General features: G+C 64.9%; 14 protein-coding genes. 5 read left to right on the top strand and 9 right to left on the bottom strand.

Translation table 11 applies throughout. The features are described 5' to 3' along the window. Nucleotides 1-40: 40 nt before the first annotated feature. The 3 genes from ACVJGD_RS26040 (at nucleotide 41) to ACVJGD_RS26030 (ending at nucleotide 2,652) form a co-directional block, all read left to right on the top strand. Nucleotides 41-754 carry an SDR family NAD(P)-dependent oxidoreductase gene (locus tag ACVJGD_RS26040; RefSeq protein ID WP_456636983.1) on the top strand — a complete coding sequence of 238 codons (714 nt, stop codon included), beginning with the start codon at nucleotides 41-43 and terminating at the stop codon, nucleotides 752-754. Nucleotides 755-764: 10 nt separating this feature from the next. Then, nucleotides 765-1,856, top strand: a complete 1,092-nt coding sequence (locus tag ACVJGD_RS26035; RefSeq protein WP_456636982.1) for an NAD(P)H-dependent flavin oxidoreductase — start codon at nucleotides 765-767, stop codon at nucleotides 1,854-1,856. Between the two features lie 76 nt (nucleotides 1,857-1,932). Next, nucleotides 1,933-2,652, top strand: a complete 720-nt coding sequence (locus tag ACVJGD_RS26030) for a DNA-3-methyladenine glycosylase I (protein ID WP_456636981.1) — start codon at nucleotides 1,933-1,935, stop codon at nucleotides 2,650-2,652. Nucleotides 2,653-2,822: 170 nt separating this feature from the next. On the opposite strand, the gene map is transcribed toward ACVJGD_RS26030, so the two are convergent. Continuing rightward, nucleotides 2,823-3,647, bottom strand: coding sequence for a type I methionyl aminopeptidase (gene map, locus ACVJGD_RS26025; protein WP_456636980.1), 825 nt, complete (start codon nucleotides 3,645-3,647; stop codon nucleotides 2,823-2,825). A gap of 114 nt (nucleotides 3,648-3,761) precedes the next feature. Beyond that, nucleotides 3,762-5,075, bottom strand: a complete 1,314-nt coding sequence (locus tag ACVJGD_RS26020; RefSeq protein ID WP_456636979.1) for a mechanosensitive ion channel family protein — start codon at nucleotides 5,073-5,075, stop codon at nucleotides 3,762-3,764. A gap of 612 nt (nucleotides 5,076-5,687) precedes the next feature. Between ACVJGD_RS26020 and ACVJGD_RS26015 the strand changes: the two genes are divergently transcribed. Continuing rightward, nucleotides 5,688-7,481, top strand: coding sequence for a potassium/proton antiporter (locus tag ACVJGD_RS26015; RefSeq protein ID WP_456636978.1), 1,794 nt, complete (start codon nucleotides 5,688-5,690; stop codon nucleotides 7,479-7,481). A gap of 241 nt (nucleotides 7,482-7,722) precedes the next feature. Here the strand turns inward: ACVJGD_RS26015 and ACVJGD_RS26010 are convergent, their stop codons facing one another. Beyond that, nucleotides 7,723-8,493, bottom strand: a complete 771-nt coding sequence (locus ACVJGD_RS26010) for a hypothetical protein (protein WP_456636977.1) — start codon at nucleotides 8,491-8,493, stop codon at nucleotides 7,723-7,725. A 281-nt stretch (nucleotides 8,494-8,774) separates the two neighbouring features. Here ACVJGD_RS26010 and ACVJGD_RS26005 point away from each other — a divergent pair, with 281 nt between their 5' ends. Then, on the top strand, nucleotides 8,775-9,029 hold the full coding sequence (locus ACVJGD_RS26005) for a PepSY domain-containing protein (RefSeq protein ID WP_456636976.1): 255 nt from the start codon (nucleotides 8,775-8,777) through the stop codon (nucleotides 9,027-9,029). Between the two features lie 60 nt (nucleotides 9,030-9,089). Here the strand turns inward: ACVJGD_RS26005 and modC are convergent, their stop codons facing one another. The 6 genes from modC to mepA all read right to left on the bottom strand — a co-directional run bounded on the left by modC (nucleotide 9,090) and on the right by mepA (nucleotide 13,299). Then, on the bottom strand, nucleotides 9,090-9,761 hold the full coding sequence (modC, locus tag ACVJGD_RS26000) for a molybdenum ABC transporter ATP-binding protein (protein ID WP_456636975.1): 672 nt from the start codon (nucleotides 9,759-9,761) through the stop codon (nucleotides 9,090-9,092). A gap of 2 nt (nucleotides 9,762-9,763) precedes the next feature. Beyond that, complete coding sequence (gene modB, locus ACVJGD_RS25995; RefSeq protein ID WP_456636974.1) at nucleotides 9,764-10,459, bottom strand: molybdate ABC transporter permease subunit; 696 nt, start codon at nucleotides 10,457-10,459, stop codon at nucleotides 9,764-9,766. Nucleotides 10,460-10,465: 6 nt separating this feature from the next. After that, entirely contained in the window at nucleotides 10,466-11,251 is a 786-nt protein-coding gene (gene modA, locus ACVJGD_RS25990) for a molybdate ABC transporter substrate-binding protein (protein ID WP_456636973.1), read from the bottom strand. Between the two features lie 213 nt (nucleotides 11,252-11,464). Continuing rightward, nucleotides 11,465-11,974, bottom strand: coding sequence for a hypothetical protein (locus ACVJGD_RS25985; RefSeq protein WP_456636972.1), 510 nt, complete (start codon nucleotides 11,972-11,974; stop codon nucleotides 11,465-11,467). 2 nt (nucleotides 11,975-11,976) lie between these two features. Next, nucleotides 11,977-12,183, bottom strand: a complete 207-nt coding sequence (locus ACVJGD_RS25980; protein WP_456636971.1) for a TOBE domain-containing protein — start codon at nucleotides 12,181-12,183, stop codon at nucleotides 11,977-11,979. A 168-nt stretch (nucleotides 12,184-12,351) separates the two neighbouring features. Then, the gene (mepA, locus tag ACVJGD_RS25975) at nucleotides 12,352-13,299 is read right to left on the bottom strand and encodes a penicillin-insensitive murein endopeptidase (RefSeq protein WP_456636970.1); all 948 of its coding nucleotides are present in this window, start codon (nucleotides 13,297-13,299) and stop codon (nucleotides 12,352-12,354) included. Nucleotides 13,300-13,368 lie beyond the last annotated feature (69 nt).

Genomic DNA, 13,368 nt, shown 5'->3' with positions numbered 1-13,368 from the left:
ATCCGCTCCGATACACCCCAAACAATTATGAGGAGTGAATATGACATCGGAGCGAAAGGTCGTCATCATCACCGGCGCGTCGCGCGGCATCGGCGCGGAATTGCTGAAAGCCTATCGCGAAAACGGCTACCGGGTCGTGGCCACTGCCCGTTCGATCGGCAAGAGCGATGATCCATCGGTGCTCATGATCGAGGGCGACATTTCCCATCCCGAGACGGCCGAACGTATCATGAGCCTGGCGATCGATCGCTTCGGCCGGATAGACACGCTCGTCAACAATGCCGGCGTGTTCATCGCCAAGCCCTTCACCGAATATTCCGCAGCCGATTTCGCCAAGATGATCGCGGTCAATCTCGCCGGGTTCTTTCATTTGAGCCAGAAAGTCGCGGCCCGAATGCTGCAGGCGGGTTCGGGCCACATCGTCAACATCACCGCGACGATCGCCGAGCAGCCGGTGGCATCGCTGGCGGCGGGTCTTGCGGCGCTGACCAAGGGCGGGCTCAACGCGATCACGCGCTCGCTGGCGATCGAATATGCCACGCGGAATGTCCGGGTCAACGCGGTGTCGCCGGGTGTGATCAGCACGCCGATGCACGCGGCCGAGGCGCACGGCTTTCTCGCCGGGCTGCAGCCGATCGGGCGAATGGGAACGACGCAGGAGGTCGTCGATGCCGTGATGTATCTGGAGAAGGCAGCCTTCGTCACCGGCGAGATCCTGCATGTCGATGGCGGCTGGTGCGCCGGTCGCGGCTAGGAGTTGCGCGATGTGGACCGATCGACGTCTGCTTGAACTGTTTGGGATCGAACATCCGATCGTGCTGGCGCCGATGGCAGGTTTCGCAACGGTCGAACTCGCTTCTGTCGTTGCCAATGCCGGCGGCCTCGGCTCGATCGGCTGCGCCACCATGGATCCGCAACTCGCCACTGAGGCGATCGCGAAGCTGCGGCGGCTGACCAGCAAGCCGGTCAGCCTCAATTTCTTCTGCCACGAGCCGGCGAGGGCCGATGCCCAGCGCGAGCGTGCGTGGCACGACCGGCTGTCACCCTATTATCGCGAGCTTGGAATTGACGACGCGACGCCGCGGCCGCGCACCGATCTTGCGCCGTTTGGCAGTGCGATGTGTGAGTTCGTCGAGGACGCGAGGCCTGAGGTGGTGAGCTTCCATTTCGGCTTGCCGGCGCCGCCGCTGCTGGCCCGGATCAAGGCGGCGGGCTGCAAGGTGATCGCGTCGGCGACGACGGTCGAGGAAGCGTGCTGGCTGGAAGATCATGGGGCCGATGCGGTCATTGCCCAGGGCTATGAAGCCGGCGGGCACCGGGGCATGTTCCTTGATCGCGACCAGAACCGCGCGCTCGCCTCGCAGCTCGGCACCTTCGAACTGGTGCCGCAGATCGCTGACGCAGTCAGCGTACCCGTGATCGCAGCCGGCGGCATCGCCGATGGGCGCGGCGTTGCCGCCGCCCTCGCCCTTGGCGCGTCCGGAGTGCAGATGGGGACCGCCTTCCTGCTTTGTCCGGAGGTGGCGACGCCACCGCTGCACCGGGATGCGCTGCGGCAGGCGCGCGAGCTTGGCACCATGATGACGAACGTGCTTACCGGCCGGCCCGCGCGCGCCCTGGTCAATCGCCTCATGACCGAGGTCGGTCCCTTGTCCGACGCCGTACCGGATTTTCCGTTGCCGATGGGCGAATTGGCGCCGCTGCGGGCCGCAGCGGAGCGGAAGGGAAGCCGTGACTTCACCCCGCTCTGGGCCGGACAGGGCGCCGCATTGGCCCGCGAACTTCCTGCCCAGGCGCTGATGCAGACGTTGGTGAAGGAAGCAGTTGCGAGCCTGAAGCGCATCAGGGACGGCTGAGGTGCTTCGCATTGGCATCGCGGCTTGCGTCACGCTATGATCGGCTGTCCCTGCCAACGTAAAGAGGTCTAGCCGCGTGACGTCGTTCAAGGCTATTCGGGCGCGGGCCGAGAAGCGCAAGGGCGGGGCGAAAGCGCTGGAGAAGCTGCTGCCGCCGGTGCCGAACGCGAAATCCCTGGCCAGGCTGAAGGATGATCGCGTTCTTGCCGAGATGACGAAGCGGGTATTCTGCGCCGGCTTTGCCTGGAACGTGATCGACGCGAAGTGGCCGGGCTTCGAAGAGGTCTTCCTCGGCTTTCAGCCTGACAAGCTCGCCTTCGAGCCTGACGAATTCTGGGAGCGGCTGACGAGCGATGCCCGCATCGTGCGCAATGGCGCCAAGATCATCTCGGTGCGCGACAACGCCCGCTTCGTGCAGGAGATCGCGGGCGAGCACGGCAGCTTCGGCAAGTTCCTGGCCAACTGGCCGTCCTCCGATGAGGTCGGGCTGTTGAACCTTTTAGTCAAGCGCGGCAGCCGGCTCGGCGGCAACACCGGCCAGATGCTGCTGCGTTTCCTCGGCTGGGATGGGTTCGTCACGTCAAGGGATGTCGTCGCCTGCCTGCGCGACGCCGGGCTCGATATCGCCGAGGAGGTGAAGTCTAAGAGCGACCTCGCCAAGGTGCAGGCGCAGTTCAACGCGTGGGCCAAGGAGACCGGGCTGCCTTACATGCATCTCTCGCGCATCTGCGCGATGTCGATCGGGGAGAATTACGAACCGGCCGAACTTAGCCGCCGCATGGGCGGCGATGACTGACATGTTCTTGTTGGACCATCTTCGCCGAGGGTGCTTCACCGCTCCCCGGAGGGGAGAGGTCGATTTGCGCAGCAAATCGGGTGAGGGGGCTCAGGTCTCACGAGAAAGCGCAACCCCTCACCCGGCGCTCCGCGCCGACCTCTCCCTATGGGAGAGGTAAAGGATCTGCTCTACACCACCGTCCACGGCTTCTCGCCGTTGCGCTCCGACAGCGTGAAGATCTCGACCCCATCGGCGGTCACGCCGACCGAATGCTCGAACTGCGCCGACAGCGAGCGGTCACGCGTCACCGCGGTCCAGCCGTCGGACAGGATCTTCACATGCGGCTTGCCGAGATTGATCATCGGCTCGATGGTGAAGAACATGCCGGGCTTCAGCGCCACGCCTTCGCCGGGCCGGCCGACATGGATGATGTTCGGCTCGTCATGGAACATGCGCCCGAGGCCGTGGCCGCAGAAATCGCGCACCACGCTCATGCCCTGCGGTTCGACATAGCTCTGGATCGCATGGCCGATGTCGCCGGTGGTGGCGCCGGGCTTCGCCGCGGCGATGCCCCGCATCATCGCCTCATAGGTCACCTCGATCAGCCGTTCGGCCTTGCGCGCGATCGGGCCGACCGCATACATGCGGCTGGAATCGCCATACCAGCCGTCGACGATGAAGGTGACGTCGATATTGACGATGTCGCCCTCCTTCAGCGGACGGTCGCCGGGCATGCCGTGGCAGACCACATGGTTCAGCGAGGTGCAGGTCGAATAGCGATAGCCGCGATACATCAGCGTCGCCGGATAGGCGTCATGGCTGAAGGCGAACTCGCGCACGAACTGGTCGATCTTGGAGGTCGGGATTCCCGGCTTGACGATGTCGGTGAGCTCGTCGAGGCATTTCGACACCAGCGCACCGGCCTTGCGCATGCCGACAAAGCCGCTTTGTCCATGCAGCTTGATTTGGCCGGTCTTGCGTAGGGAGGTGTCGGTTGCTTCGATATAGCTCATGGTCAGGTCATTCGGGGGGGGCTGTCGGGAGCGGCGGCAATTCACCTAATTTAATGATCGGGGCGGCCAGCGCAAGCCAAGGTTGGGGCCGAAATGGCCTTTCCTGCCATGGATTTAGCTTGAAGTCTCGATCACGGTCTCGACCGGCAGCGCGCCGCGGACCCGAAGTTCCCGCACCGGGGTGGGCACACGGATGCCCTCGCGCTTGAAGGCGTCCCACAGCGCCAGCATCACGTCGCTTTTGACGTTGTCGAGACCGTCGGGGTCGCCGATCCAGAAGGTCAGCGAGAATTTCATCCCGGCTTCGGCGAATTCGGTCAGGATGCAGTTCGGCGGCTTGCCCTTCAGTGCCCGCGGGGCCGCCGCGGCGATCTCGATGGCGAGCTTGCACACCAGCCGCGGATCGGCGTCGTAATTGGTGCCGAAGGGAATTTTGACCAGCGTGTTCTTGTCGGTATAGGTCCAGTTGACGACCTTCTGCGTCACCAGGTCTTCGTTCGGGATCAGGAATTCGCGGCCATCGCCGGCGGCAACCGAGATGTAGCGGGTTTTCATCGCGCTGATGCGCCCCGAACTGTCGCCGATGGTGACGAGGTCGCCGGGCTTCACCGACTTGTCGGCCAAGAGGATGATGCCCGAAATGAAATTGGCGACGATCTTCTGCAGGCCGATACCGATGCCGACACCGACCGCGCCGGAGAACACCGCGAGCGCCGAGAGGTTGATGCCGACCGCGCTCAGCGCGATTGCGATCGCAACCACCATCAGCCCGATGCGGATGATCTTGATCAGGAGCACCTGGATCGATGGCGTCAGGTCAGTGGCGCGGTTGATGCGGCTCTCGACGAAATTGCTCGCGATATTGGTCAGCCACAGCGCCAGGAGCACCAGCGCGCCGGCCTTGAGCAGGAGCAGCGGCGTCAGCCGCAGGCCGCCGACCTCGATCGCCACCGAATCCAGCGCCTCCGCGGTTGCATCGAGCTCGCCGATGATGCTGAGCGCCGCGACGATCCAGGCTGCCACCGACACCAGGCGGACGATGAAGGCGTTGCGGATCACCGACGTCACCAGGGAGATGACGAGCCAGGCCAGCGCCAGCTTGGCCGAGACCGCGATCAGGTAGCTGCGGCTCGGCCAGGTCGAATGCGCCATGGTGATGCGCGCCGCGATCATCAGGAGTGCGAACACCGCGGTCGACGCGCTCCCCACCAGCACGCGCATGAAATGCCTGAGCGGCAGCGGCAGGTGCGAGGCCAGCGAATCCATGTCGATCCGTACCCGGACCGCGGCGTCCGCCGCGTAGGCGATGCCGGCGGCGGCCAGGATGATGCCGAACTGCAGGTAGAACCAGGGCGAGGTGACCTCCGCGCCGACCGACCGCGCGGCCATCTGCAGGGTCTCGATGACGTCCTTCAGGTCCATTTCCATCGGCGAAATCTCATGAAGTGCAGATTCAAGCGAATTTGATTCGAACGGTCGGCACGATCCCACAAACGCGGCGCGCGGACCATCGCCGCAACGGGAGCGAGGCGAGCCAGAGAGGGTCGAGCCGCATCCGCGATGGACACGGTTCTCCCTCGGGGGAGGGTGACCTCCCATTCGGCAACCTCGCCGCGAAGCGCCTTGAGAGTCACCTCTCCCGCTTGCGGGAGAGGTCGGCGCGCAGCGCCGGGTGAGGGCTCTTTCCGCACGAAGAGTCTCGCCGTGGAGCGAGCCCTCACCCCGACCCTCTCCCGCAAGCGGGAGAGGGAGAACCGCGACCTCCCGTTCGGCAACCTCGCCGCGAAGCGCCTTGAGAGTCACCTCTCTCGCTTGCGGGAGAGGTCGGCGCGCAGCGCCGGGTGAGGGCTCTTTCCGCACGAAGAGTCTCGCCGTGGAGAGAGCCCTCACCCCGACCCTCTCCCGCAAGCGGGAGAGGGAGAACCGGCACCTCCCATTTGGCAACCTCGCCGCGGATGCCACCGCTTCCAGAAAATGGGTTGGCGTCGAACTGTGGCGACGGTAAGGATGCATTGCAACTCTTCTCCTTCCTCACGGCGTATGGCTTCTCTCGATCAGGTCAGCATAGCCATCCTGCTTGGCGCAGTTCTCGTGATGGCCGGCATCCTGTCGAGCCTTTTGGCGCTGCGCTTTGGCGCCCCCCTGCTGCTGGTCTTCCTCGTGATCGGCATGCTGGCAGGCGACTCCGGTCCCGGCCATCTGCAGTTCGACGACGTCCGCACCACCTATCTGGTGGGCTCGGTGGCGCTGGCGCTGATCCTGTTCGATGGCGGGCTGCGCACGCGCTTCCAGAGCATCCGCGCCGTGCTGGCGCCCTCGATGGTGCTGGCGACCGCCGGTGTGCTGCTGACGGCGCTGGTCACGGCGCCCGTGGCCAAATATATGCTCGACCTCAATTGGGCCGAGGCGCTGCTGGTCGGGGCCGTGGTGGCCTCGACCGACGCTGCGGCGGTGTTCCTGCTGGTCCACACCCAGGGCCTGCGCCTGCGCCCGCGCGTCGGCGCGACGCTCGAGGCCGAAAGCGGCACCAACGATCCCTTCGCGATCTTCCTCACACTGATGCTGGTGGAGTTCATCTCGCTCGGGGAAAGCTCGGCGTCGCACATCTTCCTGGAGTTCGTCCGCGAGGCCCTGCTCGGCGCTATTGTGGGCGTGATCGGCGGCCGGCTGGTCGTGATCGCCATGAACCAGGTGGCACTGCCGCAGGGCCTGCACGCGCCGTTTGTGACCACGGCGGCGCTCGTCATCTTCGGCTTGGCGCAGATCGCCCATGCCTCCGGCTTCCTCGCCGTCTATCTCGCCGGCATCATCATTGGCAACCGGCCGACGCGCGCGCACAACTCCGTGGTCACGTTCCTGGACGCCGCCACCTGGCTGGCGCAGATCGTGATGTTCGTCCTGCTCGGGCTCCTGGTGTCGCCGCATCGGCTGCTTAGCAGTTTTGGCGGCGCGGTGGTGGTGGCGCTGGCGCTGATGCTGCTGGCGCGACCGCTTGCCGTGTTCGCCTGCCTGGCGCCGTTCCGCTTCAACTGGCGGGAAAAGGTGTTCATCGCCTGGACCGGCCTGCGCGGCGCGGTTGCGATCTTTCTCGCCTCGATCCCGATGCTGGTCGGTCTGTCGAAGGCCTATCTCTATTTCGATGTCGCCTTTGTCGTCGTCATCATCTCGCTCTTGCTGCAGGGCTGGACCCTGGCGCCGGCGGCGCGGCGGCTGCACGTGGCGCTGCCGCGCGTCGACCGCGGCCCGCGGCGCGTCGAGTTGGACCTGCCCGGCCAGCTCGAGCAGCAGCTTGTCGGCTATCCCGTCGGCGCGAAAAGCCTGTTTTTCCGCCGCGGATTGCTGCCGTCATGGTCGAAGCCGACGCTGGTGATCCGCGACGAGAACATCCTCTCGCCCGCCGAGGCCGACCCCATCGCACCCGGCGATTACCTCTATCTGCTGGCGCCGCCGGAGCGGGCGGAAGCGCTCGACCGCTTCTTTGTCGATATGCTGCCGAGCACCGCGCCGGACCCGCATCTGCTCGGCGACTTCGTGGTCTCGGGCGAGCATACGCTCGGCGAGCTCGCCGAGATCTACGGCGTGAGCGTCGACGAGGATCAGAAGAAGCTGACGCTGTCGGATTATTTCGACATCCATCTCGACCGCGCGCCGAAGGAAGGCGCAGAGCTCGCGCTGGATACCATCGTGCTGGTCGCGCGCAGCCTCGGCGGTGGCAGGGTCAATGTCGTCGGCCTGCGCCTTCCGGAGGAAGAGGAGCCGGCCGTGCCGCTGACCCGGCTGCAGCGCTTCAAGCGCAAGCTCGCCAATATCTGGGCATCGGTTGCGGGGGTTTAAGGCCTCGCGTCAAACAGCGTAGCCCTAATTCTTGCTCGCCCTCTTTCGCTCGACCCACCCTACGGTTGTTGTTTGACGTTTGAATCCGAAGCTCTCCTCACGTCGTCCCGGGCTTGACCCGGGACCCATAACCAAGGCTTTGGTGGTGAGCTCCGCTGCAACGGCTTGCTCGCGCCACAACTCTTCCCTGTGGTTATGGGTCCCCGCTTTCGCGGGACGACGATCGTAGGCTGGGCACGGCTCACCTTCTCAGGAAGCTCGTATCGCCCGCGAACTGCTTGATCAGTTCGTTGAGGTCGGCGTCGGCCGATGTGATCTTGTCGTTTCGATGTTCCGGATTTGACTCGGTACGAATCTCGGGTGCGCTCTGGATGCGTGCGGCCGCGGCCTTCGCACGGACACCGTTAGCCGCGGGCGACACCGCCGCCACCTTCGGCGCGCGGATTTCCGCAGCGCTGCGATCCGGCTCGGTCTGCGCCGGCAGCGATATCGGCTTCTGATTTGCCTCGATCGATGGCTGACGCACTTCGGACGGCGCCGGCGCGGATTCCTTTCGTGCTGCTTTGGCGATGATCTCGTTGACGATCGCACCGAGGCGGCCCTTGTCGGGCTGGGCGAGATAGCTGCCGGCGAATTCATCGACATGGTGCTGGCCGTAATCGGCCAGCACTGCGGCCAGTTGCGCCAGATCCGGATCGCTCTCGACCAGCCGGCGCCAGGCTTCCCTGTCGTAAGCGGAGACATCTGCGCGCTGCGTCGCTTCCGGTGCCGGCGATGGCGGAGGTTCCGCTGCGGCGTCGGCGACAGATGCCTCGGCACGTGCGGCAGCCGGCTCTGGATGCGCATCGAGCCCGGCGACCGCCGCCGCCTTCTCCGCCTTTCGCCGCTTCCGCTCGTCGACCTGCAGCGACACCAAACCGATGCCCATCAACAGAAAGCCGAGAGCGGCCCACGCCACAGAGAGGCACAGGACGAATCCTGCGAGCAGCAAAACCCAACCAGCAATACGCATTCGCGCGCCTTTCTTCCGGCAACAATTTGGCGCGCTTGGGCCGATTTGGCAAATCGGGAAACTGTCACGCGAAGCCAACGGAAGCGTGATCGAAGCGGTCTGACATCTTGGTCTTGCTCGATCCTGCACGGCCACGCGGCGGAACTGTCGTATTGCCGCGAAATGGCGGTCAACAACCGGTTGCAGCCGCTGCGGAACCACGCACCTCGCTGAGAAATGGGAACCAATATGCTTCGAGGGCTTTTGCAAAGGGTATGGAAGATGACACCAGGAGTGAGCCCATGCGAAAGTACATCCTCGCGATGGTCGCGGTTATGACCCTCGGGATCGCGACACAGGCCAGGGCTTATGACTCAGGCGATCTCATATCAATGCAGAGAGCACTGGCGATCGCGACCGATCTCGGTCTCGTGACGGTATCCGACGCCGAATTTGCCGGTTATGAATGGCAAATCGAGGGGCGGGATATCGAGGGGCGCTACATGGAAGTCGATGTCGACGCCCGCACCGGTGCGGTGCTCAACGTCGACCGATAAAACTCTGCACGCATACGAAGGCGGGCTGTATCGCTCGGCCGACGGCTCGAGGTGTGGCGATCACGTCGGGCTTCCCGTCAGCACCTTCACGCCGCCGAACGCGGTCACTTCCCCACGACGCAGCATCACGATCTGGGTCGCGAGCTGGCGCAGTTCGGCGGCGTCGTGGCTGACATAGACCATCGGAATGCCTTCGTCGCGCAGGCGGATCAGATAGGGAAGGATCTCCACCTTCCGCCCTTCGTCGAGCGAGCCGAGCGGCTCGTCGAGCAGCAACAGGCGCGGCTTCGACAACAGTGCGCGTCCGAGCGCGACGCGCTGGCGTTCGCCGCCCGACAGCTTTCCGGGACGACGGTCCATCAGATGGCCGATGTCGAGCAGCTCGGTCACGCGCGTGCGCTGCGCGGGATCATCCGGCAGGCGGTTCATGCGCCGCCCGTAATCGAGGTTCTGCCGCACGTTGAGATGCGGGAACAGCCGCGCGTCCTGGAATACATAGCCGATGCGGCGCCGGTGGGGCGGCACATGCACGCGTGCTTCGGTGTCGTCGAGAGTCTCGCCGTCGAGCGAGATGATGCCGCGGTCGGGCTTCAGCAGCCCCGCGATCATGTTGATCAGGGAGGTCTTGCCGGCACCGGAAGCGCCGAACAGGCCGGTGACGCGGCCCTCGCTGGTGAAAGCGGCCGAGAGCGTGAATTCGCCAAGGTGCTTGGTGACGTCGACGTGCAGCATGGTCAGTTTCCGTGCAGCCGCCTTGTCGCGCGCCGCGCGAACCATTCCGAAGCCACAAGCGCGCCCATCGCGATCACGGTGGATATGATCACGAGTCGCATCGCCGCAAGGTCGCCATCGGGCGTCTGGATCAGCGAATAGATCGCCGACGAGATGGTCTGGGTCTCGCCCGGAATGTTGGAGACGAAGGTGATGGTCGCGCCGAACTCGCCGATTGCCTTGGCGAAGCCGAGCACCAGGCCGGCAAGCACGCCCGGCAGCGCCAGGGGCAAGGTCACGGTCAGGAACACCTGCCACGGTGCCGCGCCCAGCGTTCCCGCCGCCTGCTCCAGCCGCCGGTCGACGGCCTCGATCGACAGCCGGATCGGCCGCACCAAGAGTGGAAAAGACATCACGCCGCAGGCCAGCGCCGCACCGGTCCAGCGGAATGCGAAGACGATGCCGAGATGATCGGCAAGCCAGGCGCCGAGAAAGCCGCGGCGGCCGAGCGCGAGCAGCAAGAGATAGCCGGTGACGACGGGCGGCAGCACCAGCGGCAGGTGCACGAGCGCATCGAGCATCGACTTGCCCCAGAAGTCGCGGCGCGCAAGCAGCCATGCCAGCGCGATCCCCAAGGGAGTCGCGACCAGCGTTGCGACGACGGCGACCCGCAGCGACAGCAGGATCGCCGTCCACTCCGTCGGCGAAATCTCGAACACGCTTGCTCAGGTGGTCGGCGTGATCAGGTATTTGAAGCCGTATTTTTCCAGGATCGTCTTTGCCGTCGATGATTTCAGGAAGTTGAGATAGTCGGCGGTCTCCGGCTTGGCCGTCGTCGTCGCCGCGACCGGATAGATGACCGGAGGATGGGTATCGGCGGGGAAGGTGCCCACGATCTTGACGCCGGGTTCAACCTTGGCGTCGGTCGCATAGACGATGCCGAGCACGGCCTCGCCGCGGGCGACCAGCGTCAGTGCGGCGCGCACGCTTTCGGCCATCGCGAATTTCGGCTCGGCCGCCTGCCAGGCGCCAAGTTTTTCCAGCGCCGCCTTGGCGTATTTGCCGACCGGCACGGCCCTGACGTCGCCGGTGGCGATCCTGCCGTCGCCGGCAAGCCTGGCGAGGTCGAAGCCGGGGCCGATATTGACGTTGTCGATCCTGGAATCCTTCGGTGCGATCAGCACGATGCTGTTGCCGAGCAGATTGACCCGCGTCGCCTCGTTGACGTTCTTCTGCTTGACCGCATGGTCCATCCAGTCGGTGTCGGCGGAGACGAACACGTCGGCCGGGGCGCCCTGATCGATCTGTTTTGCCAATGCCGAGCTTGCGGCATAGCTGGCGTTGACCTTGACGCCGGTCTTGGCGGTATAGGCGGCGTCGATGTCGTCGAGCGCGTTCTTCATCGAGGCGGCCGCGAACACGGTCAGCGTCTTCTCCTGCGCGCTCGCAGGTGGAGCGGCTGAAGCCAGCACAAGGACAAAGGCGGCGACAATTCCGGCAAGGCGGTTCATGGCAAGCGCTCCGTCACGCTCGATGCGCGCTGATCACGCGCAATTCGGGCGTTGGTTGAGTCGGTAAGGGAATTGCGACAGACGGAAGCGCCGTTCCGGTGATCCCAACGGACTGACGGTCGGTCGGGACATCGCGATGATCAGACAATAAACAGGCCGGCGGCCCGGGTAAAGACGACCGTTTGTCTATTCGCCCGGGGGGTTATACGCTGCTCATTCCGTCGGCAGGATTGCGATCGAGATCGAATTCTCTTTGGCCCCGCTGATCTGCAGCACGAAAGGGCTGGCGGAGAGCTCGAATTTCACCGTCTTACGGATACCGTCGCAGTCGGTGGCGCCGCTGAACGCCTTCGGCTTCACGAAGTGGCCGTCCTGCACCACATCCAGCCAGCCACCCGAGGACAGGTTGATCGTGTAGAGGCCGGCCTTGGGTGCGGTCTTGAAGCTGGCAAAGCCGGCAAAGGTGCCGTCTTTCGGCGCACGCTCCGGCGGCATCGGCAATTTCGCATCCGCGGGGGCCGCCAGCGCCAGCGTGAATGCGCCCGCCGGCCATGCGGCGAGTTCGTTGCCCGAGGTCAATTTGGCGCGGTCGGGCGCAGTCAGCGCAGCGCGTTCGCGATCGATCGGCCATTTGAACTTGTCGCAGCCGCTCGGCTCCTCGGCTGCGAAAGCAGGCGCGCTGCCGAGCAGCAGCAACGCAACCAGAACAGATGTCGGCCGCATGACTATTCCACCGCGATCATGACGTCGGAGGCCTTGACCACGATGATAACCTTGCCGCCAACCTTGATGCCGAGATCGTCGACCGCTTCGTTGGTGATCGAGGACGTCATCACGGTGCCGCCGATGTCGACACGGACATGGGACGTGGTTGCGCCCTTCTTCACCTCGACGACGGTGCCCTTGATCTGGTTACGTGCACTGAGACGCATGATCGCTCCTCGCAATGGCTGAACGCGCGCGGCGATGCCGCGCCCATGTGGCTTTTGATTGAAATGAGCGGGGCCGTCGTCCCGCGCTAGACGCCTTGCGCTTGCGGCGCAGGGCAGCGATACCATAGCGTATCATGGTGCCGCGGGAATAGCGCCCTAGCGGAGATGTTACTGCTTCGCGTCCGGCGCCTTCAGCACCGCTTTGCAGGCGGCCGGCATCTGCGCCAGCGTGATCGGCGGCTTCGGCTTTGGCGGTATCGGCGGCGGTTTCGGATGCAGCACTGCATCGGAGAACCAGAAGGCAAGGTCGGAAAACTTGCAGCCTTCATCCTCCGACTGCGAGGGCTGTCCCTCACATTCGGTGGCGCCGGGCGGGCAATACATGCGGATGTGGAAGTGGTAGTCGTGACCCCACCACGGCCTGATCTTGGCAAGCCAACTGCGGTCGCCCTTGGCCTCGCGACACAGCGCCTTCTTGATCGCGGCGTTGACGAAGATCCGCTGCACGCCCGGCTCCTGCGCGGCGTCGCGCAGCACCAGCACATGGGCAGGCGTGAAGACCCTGGGATCGATGTCGAGCCTGTCCTCGCGCACCATCATCACCGCCGACATGTCCTCGCGCTCCTCGCGCGACAGCCTGCGGTCGGGCATCGGCGTCAGCCAGACGTCGGCATCGAGCCCGATCTGATGGCTGGCATGGCCGCTCAAGGCCGGTCCGCCGCGCGGCTGCGCGATGTCTCCGACCAGAATGCCCGGCCAGCCGGCATCCTTGTGCGCCCTGGCCGACAGGCGCTTCAACAGCGCGATCATGGCGGGATGGCCCCAGTTGCGGTTGCGCGAGAGCCGCATCACCTGCCAGGTGTCGCCATTGATCGGCATCTGCGCCGCGCCCGCGAGACACCCTTTGGCATAGGAGCCGATCACCCGTGTCGGCATCGCCGTCGGCAGCACCTTGCGCGCGAACAATTCCTTGGCGCCGAGCTTGGGGTCGTTGGGATTGGCAAGCGGCGGCAGCGGTTTCGGATTGACCGAACCCTTGTCCTGCGCCGACGCCACGTCGGCACCAAACGATAGAGCTGCAAGAAACAGCAGGATCAATATCGGGCGGGGCGTCATGGGATTCACTCGAATACGTTCAGCGTAACATGGATTCGACGTTCTGCGAGCCGCGGCGACATCGCAATT

The sequence above is a fragment of the Bradyrhizobium sp. USDA 10063 genome (assembly GCF_054063735.1).
This window is presented reverse-complemented; position numbering and strand designations above follow the sequence as displayed.